The 21446-nt window shown below is 62.1% G+C and carries 18 protein-coding genes; 11 read left to right on the plus strand and 7 right to left on the minus strand.

Features of this window, described 5'->3' with window-relative positions:
- Positions 1-92: 92 nt before the first annotated feature.
- From bioD to bioB, 5 genes are all read right to left on the minus strand, one after another.
- Positions 93-773, minus strand: coding sequence for a dethiobiotin synthase (gene bioD, locus C4J94_RS24930; RefSeq protein WP_124388470.1), 681 nt, complete (start codon positions 771-773; stop codon positions 93-95).
- Positions 770-1582: a malonyl-ACP O-methyltransferase BioC gene (gene bioC, locus C4J94_RS24935; RefSeq protein WP_124388471.1), complete on the minus strand. Its 813-nt coding sequence runs from the start codon at positions 1580-1582 to the stop codon at positions 770-772. The genes bioD and bioC overlap by 4 nt, the downstream gene beginning before the upstream one ends.
- The gene (locus C4J94_RS24940; protein WP_124388472.1) at positions 1575-2306 is read right to left on the minus strand and encodes an alpha/beta fold hydrolase; all 732 of its coding nucleotides are present in this window, start codon (positions 2304-2306) and stop codon (positions 1575-1577) included. Before C4J94_RS24940 ends, bioC begins: the two co-directional genes overlap by 8 nt.
- Positions 2299-3480 (minus strand): 8-amino-7-oxononanoate synthase, encoded by a 1182-nt coding sequence (bioF, locus tag C4J94_RS24945; protein WP_124388473.1) that lies wholly within the window; start codon positions 3478-3480, stop codon positions 2299-2301. The genes C4J94_RS24940 and bioF overlap by 8 nt, the downstream gene beginning before the upstream one ends.
- Before the next feature lie 129 nt (positions 3481-3609).
- Positions 3610-4668, minus strand: a complete 1059-nt coding sequence (gene bioB, locus C4J94_RS24950; RefSeq protein ID WP_124388474.1) for a biotin synthase BioB — start codon at positions 4666-4668, stop codon at positions 3610-3612.
- A 92-nt stretch (positions 4669-4760) separates the two neighbouring features.
- Between bioB and C4J94_RS24955 the strand changes: the two genes are divergently transcribed.
- From C4J94_RS24955 to rarD, 5 genes are all read left to right on the plus strand, one after another.
- Complete coding sequence (locus C4J94_RS24955; RefSeq protein WP_124388475.1) at positions 4761-5498, plus strand: ComF family protein; 738 nt, start codon at positions 4761-4763, stop codon at positions 5496-5498.
- Between the two features lie 57 nt (positions 5499-5555).
- Positions 5556-6320 carry a TOBE domain-containing protein gene (locus C4J94_RS24960; RefSeq protein WP_124388476.1) on the plus strand — a complete coding sequence of 255 codons (765 nt, stop codon included), beginning with the start codon at positions 5556-5558 and terminating at the stop codon, positions 6318-6320.
- A gap of 79 nt (positions 6321-6399) precedes the next feature.
- Positions 6400-8298: a PhoX family phosphatase gene (locus tag C4J94_RS24965; protein ID WP_124388477.1), complete on the plus strand. Its 1899-nt coding sequence runs from the start codon at positions 6400-6402 to the stop codon at positions 8296-8298.
- A gap of 177 nt (positions 8299-8475) precedes the next feature.
- Complete coding sequence (locus tag C4J94_RS24970; RefSeq protein WP_124388478.1) at positions 8476-9450, plus strand: serine/threonine protein kinase; 975 nt, start codon at positions 8476-8478, stop codon at positions 9448-9450.
- Between the two features lie 181 nt (positions 9451-9631).
- Positions 9632-10516 (plus strand): EamA family transporter RarD, encoded by an 885-nt coding sequence (gene rarD / locus C4J94_RS24975; RefSeq protein WP_124388479.1) that lies wholly within the window; start codon positions 9632-9634, stop codon positions 10514-10516.
- A gap of 222 nt (positions 10517-10738) precedes the next feature.
- Here the strand turns inward: rarD and C4J94_RS24980 are convergent, their stop codons facing one another.
- A complete protein-coding gene (locus C4J94_RS24980; protein ID WP_124388480.1) occupies positions 10739-11251 on the minus strand; it encodes a glycine cleavage system protein R in 513 nt (170 codons plus the stop codon).
- 267 nt (positions 11252-11518) lie between these two features.
- On the opposite strand from C4J94_RS24980, the gene C4J94_RS24985 reads away from it, so the two are divergent.
- A complete protein-coding gene (locus tag C4J94_RS24985; protein ID WP_124388481.1) occupies positions 11519-13696 on the plus strand; it encodes a malate synthase G in 2178 nt (725 codons plus the stop codon).
- A gap of 156 nt (positions 13697-13852) precedes the next feature.
- On the opposite strand, the gene C4J94_RS24990 is transcribed toward C4J94_RS24985, so the two are convergent.
- The gene (locus C4J94_RS24990) at positions 13853-14299 is read right to left on the minus strand and encodes a response regulator (RefSeq protein WP_124388482.1); all 447 of its coding nucleotides are present in this window, start codon (positions 14297-14299) and stop codon (positions 13853-13855) included.
- Between the two features lie 245 nt (positions 14300-14544).
- Between C4J94_RS24990 and C4J94_RS24995 the strand changes: the two genes are divergently transcribed.
- The 5 genes from C4J94_RS24995 (at position 14545) to C4J94_RS25015 (ending at position 21430) form a co-directional block, all read left to right on the plus strand.
- Positions 14545-16467 carry a putative nucleotidyltransferase substrate binding domain-containing protein gene (locus tag C4J94_RS24995; RefSeq protein ID WP_177413464.1) on the plus strand — a complete coding sequence of 641 codons (1923 nt, stop codon included), beginning with the start codon at positions 14545-14547 and terminating at the stop codon, positions 16465-16467.
- Positions 16464-17171, plus strand: coding sequence for a PolC-type DNA polymerase III (locus tag C4J94_RS25000; RefSeq protein WP_124388484.1), 708 nt, complete (start codon positions 16464-16466; stop codon positions 17169-17171). Before C4J94_RS24995 ends, C4J94_RS25000 begins: the two co-directional genes overlap by 4 nt.
- A 138-nt stretch (positions 17172-17309) precedes the next feature.
- Positions 17310-17828, plus strand: a complete 519-nt coding sequence (locus C4J94_RS25005) for an RNA polymerase sigma factor (protein ID WP_124388485.1) — start codon at positions 17310-17312, stop codon at positions 17826-17828.
- Complete coding sequence (locus C4J94_RS25010) at positions 17825-18793, plus strand: FecR domain-containing protein (RefSeq protein ID WP_124388486.1); 969 nt, start codon at positions 17825-17827, stop codon at positions 18791-18793. The genes C4J94_RS25005 and C4J94_RS25010 overlap by 4 nt, the downstream gene beginning before the upstream one ends.
- A 207-nt stretch (positions 18794-19000) precedes the next feature.
- The gene (locus tag C4J94_RS25015) at positions 19001-21430 is read left to right on the plus strand and encodes a TonB-dependent siderophore receptor (RefSeq protein WP_124388487.1); all 2430 of its coding nucleotides are present in this window, start codon (positions 19001-19003) and stop codon (positions 21428-21430) included.
- Positions 21431-21446 lie beyond the last annotated feature (16 nt).

The raw sequence follows: 21446 nt of genomic DNA on the forward strand, positions 1-21446 counted from the left end.
TTTAGAGAATCGTGAAGGTGGATTGAAGCAGACATCCTGGCAAAAGGCCCGTCAAAAACACTAATGGCATATTGCCTTAGCGATAGCCAAAATCAGTCAAGCAGGTCCATTTCCAGGTACGCGGCCACAGCGGCTGCCCCGGCATGCTTGAGTTTCGGCACACGCCCCAGGCACGGCGCCGGCAGACGCTCGGCCAAGGTCGCGAGGTTTTCTTCCAGACGGGAGGTCTTGGGGTCGATGATATTGGCCACCCAGCCGGCCAGCGGTAAACCATCGCGTGCGATCGCTTCGGCCGTGAGCAGTGCATGACTGATACACCCCAGGCGCACCCCCACCACCAGAATCACTGGTAGCTTGAGCGCAATGGCCAGGTCCGACAGGTTGGCCTGGTCGGCCAGTGGCACGCGCCACCCACCGGCGCCTTCGATCAAGGTGAAGTCCGCGTTATGCGCCAGAATCCGTTGCATCGGCTTGAGCAGCGATTGCACCGTCAGCGCAACACCCGCCTCGCGGGCGGCCAGGTGCGGCGCAATCGCCGGCTCGAACGCCACTGGGTTGACCTCGGCGTACGTCAACGGCAACGAACATTCGGCGAGCAGCGCCAAGGCGTCGGCATTGCGCAAGCCCTTGGGGGTTATCTGACAGCCCGAGGCCACTGGTTTTCCCGCCGCGGTGCTTTTGCCGGCTTGGCGCGCGGCATGCAACAGGCCGGCGGCGACGGTGGTCTTGCCCACATCGGTGTCGGTGCCGGTGATGAAATAAGCCGCGCTCATAGCGGTTTCTCCAGTAGGGCGTACACCACTTGGTAGGTCGCAGGCAGGCCCTGGGCCTGGCGGAACTGCTCGTAAGCCTGCACCAGCGCCGCAATCCGCGCGCGGCCGGTCAACCCTCCCGGACGACCGGGGTTGAGGTTATGCGCGCCCAAGGCTTTCAACTCGTGGGTCAGGCTGCGCACATCCGGGTAATGCAGCACATGGGCACGTCGCTCCAGGCTGGTCACGCGAAAACCACTGGCTGCGCACAGCTGTTGATACGCCTCGAAGGTGCGGAAACGGTTGACGTGAACCAGCCCATCCACCGCTCGCCAACTGCTGCGCAACTCATCCAGGGTGCCCACGCACAGGCTGGCAACCGCCAGCACGCCGCCCGGCTGCAGCACGCGAAACGCTTCACTGAGGACTGCGTCGAAGTTCGCACACCACTGCACCGCCAGGCTGGAGAAGATCAGCTCGAAGCTGTCAGCCTTCAGCGGCAAGCGTTCTGCATCGCCAGCGACAAAATGCTGCGCCCCGCCTGCAGGCCGCGCATGCTTGAGCATACCCTCGGCGATATCCAATGCCGTGCCTTGGCTGGCAGGCAGCTGCTCGCTCAATGCACGGCTGAAATAACCCGTGCCACAGCCCAGGTCAAGCCAGCGTTGCGGCGCAAGGCCCGCCGGTAAACGAGCCAGCAGTGCATGCCCGACCGCCCGCTGCAGCTCGGCCACGCTGTCGTAACTGGCCGCCGCCCGGGAAAACGAGGCCGCTACCTGACGCTTGTCGGGCAAGGCACCAGGCAAGGGGGGATGGGAGAGATCAGTCATCAACGCACTCATGTAAAAAAGCCTGGATGGCCCCCGCTACACCGTGGGGGTCCTCCAGAAGAAAAGCGTGACCGGCCTGTTCAATCAGGCCGATTTCCACATCGGGCAGCAGCGCCAGCAGGTCACTGGCGGCTTCGGCCGGCACCAGCCCGTCCTGCCCGGCAAACAGGTGCAACTGTGGCCCGCGAAACGCATGCAAGGCAGCGCGGGTGTCCAATTGGGCGAGCAACTCAAGGCCAGGCATCAGCACGCTGGACGAGGTGTTCGGCGCTCCACCCAGCAACAGACGCGAGAGCCCGCGCGGGTCGGCGGCGCCCTTGGCACACAAAAGGCCAAAGCGCTTGAGGGTGACCTGGGAGTCGGCGTGGCAGCCAGCCAGGAACGCGTCGAATGTTTCAGCCGGCATTGCGTGCGGCCAACTCTCATGGGCGACAAAACACGGGTTGCTCGCCAGGGTGAGCAGGCCGCAGCAACGCTCACCGCGGCGTGCCGCCAGCTCTGAAGCGAGCATGCCGCCCAGGGACCAGCCGCCGAGCCAGACATTGTCCGGCAGCGTGGCATCCAGTTCGTCGATCCATTCAGCCAGTTCGCTGGAATCCAGCACCGGCAGTGGTTCGACTTGCACGCGCAAGTGTTCATTCAAACCGTGCAACGCTGCGGCCAGCGGTTCCAGCGGTGATACCCCCAGGCCCCAGCCGGGCAGCAATACCAGTCGATCACGCATGCTCGGGCTCCGTAGCGTTTAACATCCGGAAACACGCTTCCAATGCGTTTAACAATAGCTGCACCTGCGTCGCGCTGTGGGCCGCCGTCAACGTCACGCGCAAACGGGCGCCGCCGGCGGGCACGGTGGGGGGGCGGATCGCGGTCACCATCAGCCCGCGCTCGCGCAGCATCTGCGACAGGCGCAGGGCACGTGCGCTGTCGCCAATCAGGATCGGCTGGATCGGCGTGAAACTGTCCATCAGCGCCAGGCCGATCTGCTCGGCGCCTTGGCGAAACTGGCGGATCAAAGCGTTGAGGTGCTCGCGTCGCCAATGCTCGGTGCGCAGCAGCTCCAGGCTTTTCAAGGTGGCGCAGGCCAATGCCGGCGGCTGGCTGGTGGTGTAGATGTACGGCCGGGCGAATTGGATCAGGCTTTCGACCAATTCTTCACTGCCCGCCACAAAGGCCCCCGCAGTGCCGAACGCTTTACCGAGGGTGCCGACCAGTACCGGCACGTCGTCCTGGCCCAAGCCGAAATGCTCGACGATTCCGCCGCCGTTGGCCCCCAGCGGGCCGAAACCATGGGCATCGTCCACCATCAACCAGGCGCCCTTGGCCTTGGCTTCACGGGCCAGCGCCGGCAGATCGGCCAGGTCGCCATCCATGCTGAATACGCCATCGGTGACCACCAGCGTATTACCGGTGGCTTTCTCCAGGCGCTTGGCCAGACTGGCGGCGTCGTTATGCAGGTAACGGTTGAAACGTGCGCCGGACAACAAACCCGCATCCAGCAAAGAAGCATGGTTGAGACGGTCTTCCAGCACTGTATCGCCCTGCCCCACCAACGCCGTGACCGCGCCGAGGTTGGCCGTGTAGCCGGTGGTAAACAGCAAGGCACGCGGGCGCCCGGTCAGGTCGGCCAGCGCTTCTTCCAGCTCATGGTGCGGCGTGGCGTGGCCCACCACCAAGTGCGACGCACCACCGCCCACGCCCCAGCGCGACGCACCTTCGCGCCAGGCCTCAATCACTTGCGGATGGTTGGCCAGGCCCAGGTAGTCGTTATTGCAAAAGGCGAGCAGCGGCTTGCCGTCCACCACCACGTCCGGGCCTTGTGGGCTCTGGAGCAAGGGACGATGACGGTACAGATGTTCGGCACGGCGGGCAGCGAGGCGCGCGGCGAGATCGAAAGACATGCAGGTTCCACTCGGTCAAAACTGTGGGAGGGGGCTTGCCCCCGATGGGGGTGTGTCAGCCGGTGCATAAGTTGGCTGACACTGCGCCATCGGGGGCAAGCCCCCTCCCACATTGGGATTTTGTTTCAGTCAAACCGAGGCGGCGTTGTAGAACTGCTCGCTGCTCTTCTGCTCCACCAGAGCCTGCTCAATCGCTGCCTGATGCACCTCGTCGGCATGCTCTTCACGCGCCTCCGGCAGAATCCCGAGCCGCGAGAACAGTTGCATGTCCTTGTCCGCTTGCGGGTTGGCGGTGGTCAGCAGCTTGTCGCCGTAGAAGATCGAGTTGGCACCGGCAAAAAACGCCAGGGCCTGCATTTGCTCGTTCATCGCCTCACGGCCAGCCGACAGGCGCACATGGGACTGCGGCATCAGGATGCGCGCCACCGCCAGCATGCGGATGAAGTCGAATGGGTCGATGTCCTCGGCGTTTTCCAGCGGCGTGCCGGCCACCTTGACCAGCATGTTGATCGGCACCGACTCCGGATGCTCCGGCAGGTTGGCCAGCTGGATCAGCAGGTTGGCGCGGTCGTCGAGAGACTCGCCCATGCCAAGGATGCCGCCCGAGCAGATCTTCATCCCCGACTCACGCACGTAAGCCAGGGTTTGCAGGCGCTCGCTGTAGGTGCGGGTGGTGATGATCGACCCGTAGAACTCCGGCGAGGTGTCGAGGTTGTGGTTGTAGTAATCAAGGCCCGCCTGGGCCAGCGCGGCGGTTTGGTCCTGATCGAGACGGCCAAGGGTCATACAGGTTTCCAGGCCCATGGCCTTCACGCCTTTGACCATCTCCAGCACGTAGGGCATGTCTTTGGCCGAGGGATGTTTCCACGCGGCGCCCATGCAGAAACGCGTCGAGCCGATGGCCTTGGCGCGGGCGGCCTCTTCGAGGACCTTCTGCACTTCCATCAGTTTTTCTTTTTCCAGGCCGGTGTTGTAGTGACCGGACTGCGGACAATATTTGCAATCTTCCGGGCAGGCCCCGGTCTTGATCGATAGCAGGGTGGATACCTGCACGCGATTGGCGTCGAAATGCGCGCGGTGCACGGTCTGCGCCTGGAACAACAGGTCATTGAACGGTTGCACGAACAGGGCTTTGACTTCAGCCAAAGACCAATCGTGACGCAGGGTGGCAGAGGTGCTGGCGCTCATGGGTGATTCCTTGATTATGCTTTGGCTAACGCTGCGGGAAGGGCAATACCCACAGGCACGACACGGATGCTCGGCATATTTAAGGAAGATTCATGCACTGTCAACCAAGCCACAAACACAAGGTTTACATCTGGTTAAAAAGCGTACAAACCTGTTTGATCTGCGATGAACGCGCGCTAAGCGTCGATTGCGTGTGCAACGCCTGCGAAACCGAGCTGCCATGGCTGACGGAGCAGTGTGAACTCTGCGCGCTGCCTTTACCGATGGACGGGCTGGTCTGCGGCCAATGCCAGAAACAACCGCCCGCTTATCAACAGGTGATTGCGCCTTGGACCTACAGCTTCCCGGTCGACAGCCTGATCAGTCGGTTCAAGCATCAGGCCCGCTGGCCATTGGGGCACCTGCTGGGACGCTTACTCGGGCGATTCCTGCAACATCGTTTTGAGAATACCGACCTCAGCCGCCCCGATTGCCTGCTGCCAGTACCGATGCCACCCAAACGCCTGCGCCAACGTGGCTATAACCAGGCCGCGATGCTGGCGCGCTGGCTCAGTGCCGACCTGGATATCCCCTACGATGAACACCTGTTGTTACGCCCCCATGAAACCATCGCGCAACAGGACCTCGACGCCAAGACACGCAAGCGCAACCTGCGCGATGCCTTCGCCCTGGCACCCGATGCCCGAGTGCAGGGCCGTCACCTGGCGCTGGTCGACGACGTGCTGACCACCGGCGCCACCGCCCACAGCCTGGCGCGGTTATTGATCAAGGCCGGTGCACGCCGGGTCGATGTGTATTGCCTGGCCCGCACGCCAAAACCCGGCACCTGACTTGACTCCCGCGCCGCCGGGCGGCAACGTCGGTTCATTCCAGCCAAGCGTGTTCCCATGCCCCTGCCCTCGCCGCTCAGCCAGCACATCATCCGCCGCCCCCAGCGCATTGCCCTGCTGGGGCATATCGCTGAGCAGGGTTCCATCACCCGCGCCGCGAAAAGTGCCGGGTTGAGCTACAAGGCTGCCTGGGACGCCATCGATGAACTGAACAACCTGGCGCAAAAACCGCTGGTGGAGCGCAGCGTCGGTGGCAAAGGCGGTGGCGGTGCCAGGCTGACCGCTGAAGGCGAGCGCGTGCTGCGCCTCTATCAACGCCTGCAGGTGCTGCAGGCCGAAGTACTCGCCACCCAAGAGGCGGCCAGCGACTTCAACCTGCTGGGCCGCCTGATGCTGCGCACCAGTGCGCGCAACCAACTGCACGGCCAGGTCAGCGCGATTGAGCGCCATGGGCGTAACGACCGGGTTCGCCTGGAATTGGCTGGGGGCCTGCACCTGGATGCACAAATCACTCACGACAGCACGCAAAGGTTGGAACTGGAGGCCGGTGTGGAAGTGGTTGCGCTGATCAAGGCCGGGTGGTTGGAGCTAGTGGCCATCGGGCAAGCCGCAACACTTGGACACAATTGCATGAGCGGTGTGATCGAGACGATTCTCGACGCTGAAGACGGCCCCAGCGAGGTGCGTATTGGCCTGCCCAACGGTCAGGTGCTATGTGCCCTGGCGCCGCCCGCCGCGCTTGCCGCACTCAACGCCGCGCCAGGCCAGCCGATCCAGGTGCAATTCGCCCCGGCCAATGTATTGCTCGGCACCCCGGTGTAGCCGGCAGGCGCCATCAAACTGCAACAATTTCGTCACGCCCGCTCCTTATGGTGTTTGCAAAAACCGTAGGGAGCCTGAAATGAGCCTATTAGAAGAACACCAAGCCACCGACCTCGAACAGATGGTCGGCCTCACCCGTCGCCGCTTTATCGGCGCCGGTGCCCTGTGCGGCGCCGCGATGTTCCTGGGCGGCAACCTGCTCAGCCGCAGCGCGCTGGCCGTGAACGCCGCCTCCGCCAGCCCCTTGCTGGGGTTTGCCAGCATCGCCGCCGCCACCACCGACACCATTACCCTGCCGCCCGGCTACAGCGCCTCGGTGCTGATCAGTTGGGGCCAGCCCCTGAGCAAGCGCGCGCCGGCCTTCGACCCTTCCGGAAACGGCACGGCCGCGGCCCAGGAGCAGCAGTTCGGCGACAACAACGACGGCATGAGCCTGTTTCCGTTCCCAGGCGACGAGCGCCGCGCCCTGATGGCGATCAACAACGAATACACCAACTACCGCTACCTCTACGCCCACGGCGGCGCGCCGCAATCGGCCGAAGACGTGCGCAAGGCGCTGGCCAGCGAGGGCGTTTCGGTTATCGAAATACAGCGCAAGGGTGATACCTGGCAGTTCGTCCAGGACTCACGCTACAACCGGCGCATCCACGGCAACACGCCGATCCGCCTGAGCGGCCCGGCCGCCGGCCACGACTGGCTGAAAACCAGCGCCGACAAAACCGGCAAGAAAGCCCTGGGCACCTTCCAGAACTGCGCCAATGGCAAGACCCCGTGGGGCACTTACCTCACCTGTGAAGAGAACTTCACCGACTGCTTTGGCAGCAGCAACCCACAGCAAACCTTCGATGCCGGGCAAAAACGCTATGGTGTGGCCGCCGCCAGCAAGGACATTCACTGGCACAGCCACGACCCGCGCTTCGACATGGCCAAGAACCCCAACGAACTCAACCGCCACGGCTGGGTAGTGGAAATCGACCCGTTCGACCCGCAATCCATCCCGGTCAAGCGCACCGCCCTGGGCCGCTTCAAGCATGAAAACGCCGCCCTGGCAGAAACCCGCGACGGCCGCGCCGTGGTGTACATGGGCGATGACGAGCGCGGCGAGTTCATCTACAAGTTCATCAGCCGCGATCCGATCAACCACAACAACCCGAAGGCCAACAAGGATTTGCTCGACCACGGCACCTTGTACGTAGCGATCTTCGACGCGGGCGATGGCAATGCCGATCATCCCAAGGGCAAAGGCCAGTGGGTTGAGCTCACCCATGGCAAAAACGGCATCGATGCCAGCAGCGGCTTTGCCAGCCAGGCCGAGGTGCTGATTCATGCCCGCCTGGCCGCCAGCGTGGTGAAAGCCACGCGCATGGACCGCCCGGAATGGATCGTGGTCAGCCCCACCGACGGCCAGGTCTACTGCACCCTCACCAACAACGCCAAGCGTGGCGAGGACGGCCAGCCGGTGGGCGGGCCCAACCCGCGTGAGAAGAATGTGTATGGCCAGATCCTGCGCTGGAAAGCCGACGCCGATAATCACGGTGCCACGGATTTTACCTGGGACCTGTTCGTCGTTGCCGGCAACCCCGGTGTACACGCAGGTTCGCCGAAGGGCGGCTCGTCCAACATCAACCCGCAGAATATGTTCAACAGCCCGGATGGCTTGGGCTTCGACAAGGCCGGCCGCCTGTGGATTCTCACCGACGGCGATTACAGCAATGCCGGTGATTTCGCCGGGATGGGCAATAACCAGATGCTTTGCGCCGACCCATCCACGGGCGAAATTCGCCGGTTCATGGTCGGGCCGGTGGCGTGTGAAGTGACCGGGATCAGCTTTTCGCCGGATCAGAAAACCTTGTTTGTGGGCATTCAGCATCCGGGTGAAACCGGCGGTTCGACCTGGCCGGAGCATCTGCCCAATGGCAAGCCGCGTTCGTCGGTGATGGCGATTCGGCGCGATGACGGCGGGATCGTCGGCGCCTGATCTAGCGCCATCGGGGGCAAGCCCCTCCCACATTGGCCGCATTCCTGGAGGATAAACGCGGTCACCTGTGGGAGGGGGCTTGCCCCCGATGGCAATGGCACAACCGCCCCCTATCTCAAGCCCGGTGCGTTACCATACCCAGCCGGACGCGGCGCCCTGCTGCGCGCAGGAGTTCGCATGGCCCACCCGTTTGAAACACTTACCCCTGACCTGGTGCTCGACGCCGTCGAAAGCATCGGCTTTCTCAGCGACGCCCGCATATTGGCGCTCAACAGCTATGAAAACCGCGTGTACCAGGTGGGCATCGAAGATTCCGAACCCCTGATCGCCAAGTTCTACCGGCCGCAACGCTGGACCAACGAGGCAATCCTGGAAGAACACCGCTTCACCTTCGAACTGGCTGAATGCGAAGTGCCGGTGGTCGCACCGCTGATCCACAACGGCGAAAGCCTGTTCGAACACCAGGGTTTCCGCTTCACCCTGTTTCCACGCCGTGGCGGCCGGGCGCCGGAGCCGGGCAACCTCGACCAGCTCTATCGCCTCGGGCAATTGCTTGGCCGTTTGCACGCCGTGGGCTCCACCCGCCCGTTCGAACACCGCGAAGCGCTGGGCGTGAAGAATTTCGGCCACGATTCCCTGACCACCCTGCTCGAAGGCAACTTCATTCCCAAGAGCCTGTTGCCGGCCTACGAGTCCGTGGCGCGCGACCTGCTCAAGCGCGTGGAGGAGGTGTACAAGGCCACCCCGCACAAGAACATCCGCATGCACGGCGACTGCCACCCCGGCAACATGATGTGCCGCGACGAGATGTTCCACATCGTCGACCTGGATGACTGCCGCATGGGCCCGGCGGTGCAGGACCTGTGGATGATGCTGGCCGGTGACCGCCAGGAATGCCTGGGCCAACTGTCGGAGTTGATGGACGGCTACCAGGAATTCCACGACTTCGACCCTCGCGAACTGGCGCTGATCGAGCCTTTGCGCGCTCTGCGCCTGATGCACTACAGCGCCTGGCTGGCGCGACGTTGGGACGACCCGGCTTTCCCCCACAGCTTCCCGTGGTTTGGCACTGAGCGTTATTGGGGCGATCAGGTGCTGGCGCTGCGTGAGCAGTTGTCGGCGCTCAACGAAGAACCGCTGAAACTCTTCTGACCGCTTGTGCTTTATGTGGGAGGGGGCTCGCCCCCGATGACGGGCTACCTGTCAGCCTGTCTTTAGCTGACACACGGCTATCGGGGGCAAGCCCCCTCCCACATAGAGCAAAGCAGGTCCCACTGCCTGGCAAATATCCTTACAATCGCCCTTTGTTAGCTGCCTAAGCAAGGATTCTGCAATGCATGCCGCCAACCCTCGCAAGGGGTACATCCTGGGCCTGAGTGCCTATGTCATCTGGGGTCTGTTCCCGCTCTATTTCAAAGCCATCGCCAGTGTGCCCGCCGCCGAGATCATCGTGCATCGGGTGCTGTGGTCGGCGCTGTTCGGCGGTTTGCTGCTGATGGTATGGAAACATCCGGGCTGGTTTCGCGAGCTACGCGACAACCCCCAGCGCCTGGCGATCCTCGCCCTCAGTGGCGCGCTGATCGCCGCCAATTGGCTGACCTACGTGTGGTCGGTCAACACCGGGCGCATGCTTGAAGCGAGCCTGGGTTACTACATCAACCCGCTGGTGAATGTGCTGCTGGGCATGCTGCTTCTCGGCGAACGCCTGCGTCGTTTGCAATGGGTGGCCGTGGGTTTGGCGGCGATCGGTGTCGCGCAACAGGTGTGGCAAGTCGGTAGCTTGCCGTGGGTGTCGCTGGTGTTGGCACTGACGTTTGGCTTCTATGGCTTGATCCGTAAGCAGGCGCCGGTCAAGGCCCTGCCGGGGCTGGTGGTGGAAACCTGGATGCTGGTACCGATTGCCATCGCGTGGTTGTTGTTCAACCCCACAGCGCACAGTGCACAAATGGCCTTCTGGAGCACCTCCGAGGCCTGGTGGCTGGTGGCCGCGGGGCCTGTCACGCTGGTTCCGCTGGTATGTTTCAACGCCGCCGCACGGCATTTGCCCTACACCGCACTGGGCTTTTTGCAGTACGTGGCGCCAACGCTGGTACTACTGGAAGCCGTGCTGCTGTTCGGCGAGCATCTGGCGCCCAGTACGTTGACCGCCTTCGCCTTCATATGGGCCGGCCTGGTTATCTACAGCCTGGACGCCTGGCTGAGCGTGCGCAAACGCTGATCAAATAACGTACAACCCACTGCAAGCCACAGCCCTCGTGGCTTGCAGCGATTCACCCCAAGGTTATCCACAGCCTGATCCCCGCCATTTGTGCACAAGCCCTTGAAACTGCTCGTTTTTTGCTCAGCTGGCGAAGAGGCCCGGTCGGCGTGGCCTGGCGTTGTGTCTCTACAGGTTATCCACAGGCCCATGCAAGATTTCCATGCATAACCTTGTGCGTGGTTACTCTTCGCTGTGCAGTTCCACCATCAGGTCGTCCGCCAGGGTTTCCAGCGAGGCCTGCAGTGTCTCCAGGGACAGCGTCGAAGGCACCTGCAACAAGGCCTCGGCGCTGAACAGCGGATCGCCGCTCATCGGGGCCGGGCGCACGTCGGTGCTCAAGCGCTCCAGGTTGACGCCCTGCTGGCTCAACAGCGCAGTGATCTCGCGCACGATGCCCGAGCGGTCATTGCCCACCAGGGTCATCACAATCGGCGTGGAGGGCGACGCCTGCCCGGAACTGCCCTCACCCACCAGCACGCGAATGCCGTGTGTGGATAAATCCTCCAGCGCCCCCACCAATGCCTGACGGCTCTGCGCCGGCACACTGACGCGCAGGATCCCGGCAAACTGCCCGGCCATATGGGCCATGCGGCTTTCCAGCCAGTTGCCATCGTGGGCAGCGATGTTTTGCGCGATGCGTTCAACCAGGCCGGGTTTGTCGGCGGCGATAATTGTGAGTACAAGATGGTCCATGGCGAAGCCCTCTGGAAGTCAATCTACAAGGTGGACCCGGGAGTCCTTGAAAACAAATCGTGTACCATTTTTATATTTATCTGGAACAATCCAATAGTTTTTTGAGAACATCCGGTTCTCCGCTGTGACCGTACGACCAAAGTGGGTCGCTAAACGACGTATTTAGTCTAATTTTCACAACCGCAAGTCATCATGTAGTATGCCCAACCGTGCACTACATAATGAAAATCTGAAAAAGCGCATAAGCTCCGCAGAGTGAGGCAAGCAATGACTGAACACGTTCAAGTCGGTGGCCTGCAGGTCGCCAAAGTCCTGTTCGACTTCGTGAACAACGAAGCCATTCCCGGTACCGGCATCACTGCCGACCAGTTCTGGGCCGGCGCCGACAAGGTCATCCACGACCTGGCCCCGAAGAACAAAGCCCTACTCGCCAAACGCGACGATTTCCAGGCGCGGATCGATACCTGGCACCAGACCCATGCCGGCCAGGCCCACGACCCGGTGGCCTACAAAGCCTTTTTGCAAGATATCGGATACCTGCTGCCAGAAGCCGCAGATTTCCAGGCCTCGACGCAAAACGTCGATGACGAGATCGCGCGCATGGCCGGCCCCCAGTTGGTGGTGCCGGTGATGAATGCGCGCTTTGCCCTCAACGCCTCGAATGCGCGCTGGGGTTCGCTGTACGACGCACTGTATGGCACCGATGCCATCAGCGAAGCCAACGGCGCTGAAAAGGGCAAGGGCTACAACAAAGTGCGCGGCGACAAGGTCATCGCCTTCGCCCGTGCATTCCTCGACGAAGCCGCGCCGCTGAGTGCGGGCAGCCATGCCGAGTCCACCGGTTACAAGATCGTCGACGGCAAGCTGATCGTCAGCCTCAAGGGCGGCAGCAACAGCGGCCTGCGTGACGATGCACAGCTGATCGGTTTCCAGGGCCCCGCTGCCGAGCCGATTGCGATCCTGCTCAAGCACAACGGCCTGCACTTCGAAATCCAGATCGATGCCAGCACCCCGGTCGGCCAGACCGACGCCGCAGGCGTCAAAGACGTGCTGATGGAAGCCGCGCTGACCACCATCATGGATTGCGAAGATTCCGTGGCTGCCGTGGATGCCGACGACAAAGTGGTGATCTACCGCAACTGGCTCGGCCTGATGAAGGGCGACCTGGCCGAAGAAGTGGCCAAGGGCGGCAAGACCTTCACCCGCACCATGAACCCTGATCGCGCCTACACCGGCGTGGACGGCAACGACGTCACCTTGCACGGCCGTTCGCTGCTGTTCGTGCGCAACGTTGGCCACTTGATGACCATCGACGCCATCCTCGACAAGGACGGCAACGAAGTGCCGGAAGGCATCCTCGACGGCCTGATCACCAGCCTGGCGGCGATCCACAGCCTCAACGGCAACAGCACGCGCAAGAACAGCCGCACCGGTTCGGTGTACATCGTCAAACCGAAGATGCACGGCCCGGAAGAAGCAGCGTTCACCAACGAGCTGTTCGGTCGCATCGAAGAGGTGCTGAACCTGCCGCGCAATACGCTGAAAGTCGGGATCATGGACGAGGAACGCCGTACCACGGTCAACCTCAAGGCTTGCATCAAGGCGGCCAGCGAGCGCGTGGTGTTCATCAACACCGGCTTCCTCGACCGCACCGGCGATGAGATCCACACCTCCATGGAAGCCGGCGCGATGGTGCGCAAAGCGGCCATGAAGGCGGAAAAATGGATCGGCGCCTACGAGAACTGGAACGTCGATATCGGCTTGAGCACCGGCCTGCAAGGGCGTGCGCAAATCGGTAAAGGCATGTGGGCGATGCCCGACCTGATGGCCGCGATGCTCGAGCAGAAAATCGCCCACCCACTGGCCGGCGCCAATACCGCCTGGGTACCCTCGCCAACGGCTGCCGCGTTGCACGCGTTGCATTACCACAAGGTCGATGTGTTCGCCCGCCAGGCCGAGTTGGCCAAGCGCGAACGCGCCTCGGTGGACGACATCCTCACCATTCCGCTGGCCAGCAACACCGATTGGTCCGAAGAAGAGATCCGCAACGAACTGGACAACAATGCCCAGGGCATCCTCGGTTATGTGGTGCGCTGGATCGACCAGGGCGTGGGTTGCTCGAAGGTGCCGGACATCAATGATGTGGGCCTGATGGAAGACCGCGCTACCCTGCGTATCTCCAGCCAGCACATCGCCAACTGGTTGCGCCATGGCATCGTCAACGAAGCCCAGGTGATGGAAAGTCTCAAGCGCATGGCGCCGGTGGTAGACCGTCAGAATGCAGGGGACGCGCTGTACCGCCCGCTGGCGCCGGACTTCGACAGCAACATCGCGTTCCAGGCGGCGGTGGAGTTGGTGATTGAAGGGACCAAACAGCCTAACGGTTACACCGAGCCGGTGTTGCACCGCAGGCGTCGGGAGTTCAAGGCTAAAAACGGCCTGTAAATGAAAAAGCCCTGATCGAGAGATCGGGGCTTTTTTTTGGTTTGTAGGGTGGCCGAACTGGCGCTATCGGGGGCAAGCCCCCTCCCACCCTTTGATTTGTAAACACAGTCAAATGTGGGAGGGGGCCCCGATGAGGCCCGCACAGTCAATAAAGAATCAGGAAACCATCCCCAACTCCCGCTTCACCAACTTCGCCAACTTCGCACTATCAATCGGCTTGAGCAGGAAATCCACCACGCTCAAGTGCATGGCATCGATCACATCCGGCGCTTCCGCATCCCCCGACATAATGATGATCGGCAGCGCTGCACGCGTAGACTGGCGCACCTTGCTGATCAATTCCAGGCCGTTGCTCGGCGCCATGCGCAGGTCGGTGATCAACAGACCGATGGAGCTGCTCGACTTCAACAAGTCCCACGCCGCCTCGCCACTGTCGGCGGTCATGCAGCGAATGCCGTCCAGCCCCAGGATTTCCGCCAGCAGTTCACGCGCGTCCTTGTCGTCATCCACGATCAATACGCGTTGGGGCGGTAAATCAGGCTCCAGCATCACGGCGCTCAGCGCCTCGCGCTCGGCATCACTCAAAATATCGTGGTCGGACATACGTTTCTCAGCAGTTCTTATCAATCTCCAGCACACTCGTCAGACATCTGCTGGAGGGCGAACAATGTGCACTTCGTCGGAAAGTTTGCCTAGTGGGTGTTCTACGGGTTTTGGACGATAGTCATGTAAGGTTTTTCCCTAGTTTTGCTCAGGTCTCGCCAACCTAGACTTACGTCCAATGGGCACCCGCAGTGCAGGAGTCGACCATGCAGCACGATAACGACAAAAAAACTGCGGTCACTGTTATGAGTAAAGCTGATGCTTTCACACAGGCGGGTAAAACCGCCGTATTGCAGAACATTCACGGCACCCTGCAATTCCTGCAACGCTTCCCGCCGTTCAACCAGATGGAAAACGCGCACCTGGCGTTTCTGGTGGAACAGTGCCAACTGCGCTTCTATGGCCCGGGCGACAGCATCCTCAAGCCCTCGGGCGGGCCGGTCGAGCATTTCTATATTGTCAAGCAGGGCCGCGTAGTCGGCGAGCGGCCGGACTCCACCGATCCCACGTTCGAAATCACCACGGGCGAGTGCTTCCCCCTCGCCGCCTTGCTCGGTGAACGCGCCACCCGCACCGAGCACAAAGCTTGCGAAGACACCTTTTGCCTGCAACTGAACAAGATGGCGTTCATCAAGCTGTTCGCCCTTTCCAGCCCGTTTCGTGATTTCGCTTTGCGCGGGGTCAGCAGCCTGCTCGACCAGGTCAACCAGCAAGTGCAGCAAAAAGCCGTGGAAACCCTCGGCACCCAGTACTCCTTGAACACTCGCCTGGGCGAACTGGCCATGCGCCACCCGGTCACGTGCAGTCCAGACACTGCGCTGCGCGAAGCGGTGACGCTGATGCATGAGCAGCAGGTCGGCAGCATTGTGATTGTCGACGAGCACAAGGCACCGCTGGGCATTTTCACTTTGCGAGACCTGCGCCAGGTGGTGGCCGATGGCACCAGTGATTTCAGCCAGGGCATCGACCGCCACATGACCCAGGCACCGTTCTTCCTGACCCCGGACCACAGCGCGTTCGACGCGGCGATCGCCATGACCGAGCGACATATCGCCCACGTGTGCCTGGTCAAGGACCAGCGCCTGTGCGGCGTGGTCTCGGAGCGCGATCTGTTTTCCCTGCAGCGTGTCGACCTGGTGCACCTGGCGCGTACCATCCGCAACGCGTCCAGGGTGGAACAGCTGGTGGCGATCCGCGGCGAAATCGGCCAACTGGTCGAACGCATGCTGGCCCACGGTGCTTCGTCTACCCAGATCACCCACATTATTACCTTGCTGAACGATCACACCGTATGCCGCGTAATCGAGCTGACCCTGGCGGAAAAAGGCGACCCCGGCGTGCCCTTCAGTTGGCTGTGCTTTGGCAGCGAAGGCCGCCGCGAACAGACGCTGTACACCGACCAGGACAACGGCATCCTGTTCGAAGCCCGCGACGCGGTTGAAGCCGCCGAGATTCGCGAGCGCCTGCTGCCCCTGGCGCAACAGATCAACCAGAGCCTGGCGCTGTGTGGCTTCAGCCTGTGCAAGGGCAATATCATGGCCGGCAACCCGCAGCTGTGCCTGTCACGGGCCGAGTGGGCCCGGCGGTTTGCCGCCTTCATCCGCGAAGCGACGCCGGAGAACCTGCTGGGCTCGAGCATCTATTTCGATTTGCGGGTGGTGTGGGGCGACGAGCAAGGGTGCGAGCAACTGCGCCAAGGCATCCTTGATCAGGTGGCGGACAACCGCTTGTTCCAACGCATGCTGGCCGAGAATGCCCTGCGCCAACGCCCACCCGTGGGGCGCTTTCGCGAGTTCGTGCTGACGCGCAAAAGCGGTGAAAAAGCCACCCTTGACCTCAAGGTGCAGGGCCTCACGCCGTTTGTGGACGGGGCGCGCCTGCTCGCCCTGGCCAACGGCGTGCACGCCAACAACACCCTGGAGCGGCTGCGCCAACTGGTCGCCAAGGCAGTGATCGAGCCGCTGGACGGTGCCGCCTATGAAGAGGCCTATCACTTCATCCAGCAAACCCGCATGCAGCAGCACCAGGTGCAGACGCGGGAAAACCTGCCGTATTCCAACCGCGTCGATCCCGACAGCCTCAACCACCTGGACCGTCGCATCCTGCGCGAGTCCCTGCGTCAGGCCCAACGCCTGCAAAGCAGCCTGACCCTGCGGTATCAACTGTGAGTCTGTTCGGTTGGCTGCACGCAAAAAAACCCAGACTCAACGCGGCGCAGCAGCAACGCCTGGCCCAACTGCGCGCGCCCGCAGCACTGGGCAATGAGCCATTGCGCAGCCAGCGCTGGGTGGTGGTCGACCTGGAAACCAGCGGCCTGCACCTCAACCGTGACCAGGTGCTGTCCATCGGCGCCGTGGTGATCGAAGACGGCGCGGTGGATTTCTCGCAGATGTTCGAACGCACCCTGCAACGCACCGCCACCAAACTCAGCCCCAGCGTGTTGATCCACGGCCTCGGCCCGAGTGCAATCGCGGCGGGCAGCGACCCGGTGGATGCGCTGCTGGATTTCATGGAATTCGTGGGCGACAGCCCGCTGCTGGCCTTCCATGCACCGTTCGATCAACACATGCTGTGCCGGGCGCTCAAGGACAGCCTGGGTTATCGACTGGCCCATGTGTTTCTGGATGTGGCCGATATCGCCCCGCTGTTATGCCCCGAAGCGAACATCCGTGAGGCCGGGCTGGATGACTGGATCAACCATTTCAAGCTGCAGGTGGGCGAACGCCACCACGCCAGCGCCGATGCACTGGCGACGGCGGAACTGATGCTGATCCTGTTCAGCCGGGCGCGCCAGCAACACATCGACACGCCTCAGGCGCTGCAAGAGCGCTTGAGCCAGTGGCGGCGGCGTAAGCACACGCCGTCGTTCTAGGGGACGCGGAGCGTCCGGGGCGGCATTCTCATGCGGAGCGTGGGAACGATCGCCCGACGGACGCCAATTGCGCGCACATCACGCCTCTGACACAATCGCGAATAATTCTCGTTAGTTTAAACTTTATTCGGTGATGCCTTGTCGTCGGTCCAGACCCCACACAGTGAGCTTGTTGGCGCGTTGTATCGCGACCATCGCGGCTGGCTGCTGGCCTGGCTGCGGCGCAACGTAGCCTGCCCGAGCCGCGCCGAAGACCTGAGCCAGGACACCTTCATGCGCCTGCTGGGCCGTGACGGGCTGCGCGAGCCCCGCGAGCCGCGTGCCTTTCTGGTCGCCATCGCCAAGGGCTTGTTGTTCGACTACTTCCGCCGCGCCGCGCTGGAACAGGCCTACCTCACCGAATTGATGCTGATCCCGGAAAGCGAACACCCCTCGCCCGAAGAACAGCAATTGATCCTGGAAGACCTCAAAGCCATCGACCGCCTGCTCGGCACCCTGTCGAGCAAAGCCCGCGCCGCGTTCCTCTATAACCGCCTCGACGGCCTGGGCCATGCAGAAATCGCCCAGCGCCTGGGTGTGTCAGTGCCCCGCGTGCGCCAGTACCTGGCCCAGGGTATTCGCCAGTGCTACATCGCGTTGTATGGCGAGCCATCGTGAGCGTGATCAGCTCCAAGCCGGTGTCGGCCCGGGTGCTGGACGCCGCGATTGCCTGGCAGCTGTCCCTCGACTCCGGCGACGGCAGCGTGGTGGAACAGGAAGAATTCGCCAAGTGGCTGGCCAGCGATGAAGAACACGCTCGCGCCTGGCGCCAATTGGGCATGCTCGACCAGCGTTTCAGTGCCGCTTGCGGTCCTGCGCGGGCGGCGTTGCTGCAGTCGCGCAACAGCGTTCGCCAGCGCATGCGCAAGCTGGGCGGTGGCCTGGCGAGCATCGCACTGGTGTGCGGCCTGGCCTTGTTCGCCGGTGAGCGGTATGTGCCCATCCACTATTGGTTGGCCGACCAGCGCACCGCCACCGGCGAGCAGCGCACAATCGAGCTGGCGGACGGCACCCGGATCAACCTCAATACCCACAGCGCCATTGACGTGCGCTTCGATGAGAAACGCCGGTTGATTGTGTTGCAGGAAGGCGAAATCCTCGTCGAAACCGGCCACAACGATGCCCGGCCGTTTTCTGTGCAAACCCGCGACGGCAACCTGCGGGCGCTGGGTACGCGGTTTATCGTCAGGCGCGAAGACGGCGCCACGCGTCTGAGCGTGCTGCAATCGGCCGTGGCCGCCCAGCCCCAGGCGCTGCACCAGGAACAGGTGTTCAAGCAGGGCCAGCAAGTGCTGATGCGCAGCGACGGCCTGGGCCTGGTGCTCGCCGTGCCTGCGGCCAGCGACGCCTGGACCCGCGGCATGCTGGTCGTCGACAACGCCCGTCTGGGCGATGTGGTGGCTGAACTGGGCCGTTATCGCAGCGGCCACTTGGGTGTGGACAGCAACGTGGCCGACCTGCGTATCACCGGCAGCTTCCCACTGCACGACACTACCCTGGCGCTCAACGCGTTGTTGCCGACATTGCCGGTGCAGATCGAGCAGCACACGCCGTGGTGGGTGACGGTCAAGGGCAAGCCTTAGGTCTTGAAGTGCCTGGGCGATTGCTATCGGGGGCAAGCCCCCTCCCACACTTTGATGTGTGAATACATTCAAAATGTGGGAGGGGGCTTGCCCCCGATGAGGCCCTTAAGAACACCACCCAAAAAATATTTTCACCCCGGCCTATCACTTTCCGATTCTCGTCCGGCACCTAGGCAATTGAGAAATATTTCCATTCAGGAGCCGCCCATGTCCCGCACGCTAGACACTCTGTTGCGCCCCAGCCTGTTAGCCGTGGCGATTGCCCTCGGCGCTCCGCTGGTCAGCCCCACACTGATCGCCGCCGAGCAGGCGTCCAGCGTGCGCGCGTACAACCTGGCGCCAGCGCCACTGGCCACCACCCTAAACCAGATCGCCAGCCAGGCCGGCCTCGTCCTGACGCTCAATCCGTCACTCGCTTCAGGCAAAACCTCGGCACCGGTCAAGGGCCAGTTCGATGCACAAGGCGCGCTGCGTGAAGCGTTGCGTGGGACAGGGTTGCAGCTGGAGCAGAGCAGCGCGGGGACGTTTACGCTGGTGGCGGTTCCGGAGGGGGTTGTGGCGTTGCCGCAGACCAGCATTATTGGTCAGGGTAGTTATGAGAGTGCTTGGGGGCCGGCAGAAGGTTATCTGGCCAAACGCACCGCTGCCGGCACCAAGACCGACACGGCCCTGGTCGAAGCGCCGCGCTCCATCTCCGTGGCGACCCGCGAGCAAATGCAGGACCGCAACGTGCAGAACCTCGACGACGCGGTCAAATACATGCCCGGGATTGTGTCCGCCAGTTACGGCAGCGACACTCGCTACGACTGGATGCGTGTGCGTGGGTTCGAACCCACCCAGTTCCTCGACGGCCTGCCGCTGCCACGCGGTGTGTACGCCAACCCGAAAGCCGAAACCTGGAACCTGGACCGCCTCGCCCTGCTGCGCGGCCCGGCCTCGTCGGTCTACGGCCAGACCCCGCCAGGCGGCCTGCTGGACATGGTCAGTCGCCGTCCCAGCGCAGAATCGAGCAACGCCATCCAGGTGCAATACGGCAGTGACAACTACCGCCAGATCAACTTCGCCAGCACCGGCAAGATCGATGACGAAGGCCAGTTTCTCTATGGCCTCAGCGGCGTGGTGCGCGATGCCGGTACGCAGGTCGATCATATCGACAACAAGCGCTACAACATCGCGCCGAGCCTGACCTGGAATATCGATACCGATACCAAGCTGACCTTTCTCTCGCAGTTCACACGCGACGATACCGGCGCCACCAGCCAGTTCCTGCCGATTCAGGGCACCAAGATCAAATCGCCGTTCGGTGATATATCCCATCACAAGAACCTGGGCGATCCTGACTATGAGTTTTACGATCGCACCTATTACGCGCTGGGCTATGCCTTCGAGCATCGCTTCAACGATATCTGGCAGTTCCGGCAGAACCTGCGCTACACCAAGTCTGAGCTGTCCTTCCAGACGTTGACCGTGGGCGCCTACCCTTATACCCAAGTGGATGCCAATGGGGACGTGGGCCGCACATCGACGAATGCGGATGAAAACATCGGCCAATTCGCACTCGACAACAACTTCCAGGCGGACTTCAGCACTGGCGACATCACCCATACCTTGTTGCTGGGCCTGGATCATCAGCGCACCGACACCTCATACCTATCGATTTACGGGGACGGGCTGACGACCAACGTCAACAATCCAATATACGGCCAGCCTATCGTTCGTCCCGCGCGCTCAGGTGCGTACTACGACTACAACCAGAAAACCCTGCAGACGGGCCTCTATATCCAGGATCAGTTGGCTCTGGATAAATGGCGCCTGACCTTGGGCGGCCGTGAAGACTGGGTGCACCAAGGCACCACATACTTCAACCAGAACGACGCCACCAACACTGACCGCATCAAGCATTTCAGTGGCAACGCGGCACTGAGCTATGTATTTGATTCCGGCTTTGTACCCTATATCTCCTACGCCGAGTCCTTCCAGCCGGCGAGCAACGCCAGCGTATCCGCGACTGAATCCTACAAGCCCACCGAAGGCAAACAGTGGGAGCTGGGGATCAAGTACCAGCCTCCGGGCTCAAACACACTGCTGAGTGCAGCCGTGTATGACCTCACCCAGAAAAACGTCCTGGTAACAACGACCACCGCAGGCAGTATTCCGGTCACTAACCAGACCGGCGAAGTGAAGGTCAAAGGCCTGGAACTGGAAGCCGTGTCGGATGTGACTGAAAACCTCAAAGTCATCGCTTCCTACACATTGGCAAAATCCGAAGTGCAAAAAGGTGATTTCAAGGGTAATCGTCTGCAGTTGATGCCAAACCAACAGGCCGCGCTATGGACGGACTACACCTGGCACACCGGGGTACTCGACGGTTTCGGCGTCGGCTTCGGTGCGCGCTACACCGGTAACACCTACGGCGACCAAGGCAATACCTGGCTGGGCAAAGCCGACGCTTACACGGTATTTGACGCCGCCGTGCATTACGATCTGGGCCGCCTGGACAACAGCCTCAAAGGTGCGTCGGTAAAACTCAACGCCACCAACCTGTTCGACAAAAACTACATTTCGACCTGTGATGGCTTCTACTGCTACTACGGCGATCAACGCAGCGTCGTCGCCAGCGCCACCTACCAGTGGTGATCGGCTGAGTTAACAA

The organism is Pseudomonas sp. R5-89-07 (assembly GCF_003851685.1).
Classification (GTDB): Bacteria; Pseudomonadota; Gammaproteobacteria; order Pseudomonadales; family Pseudomonadaceae; genus Aquipseudomonas.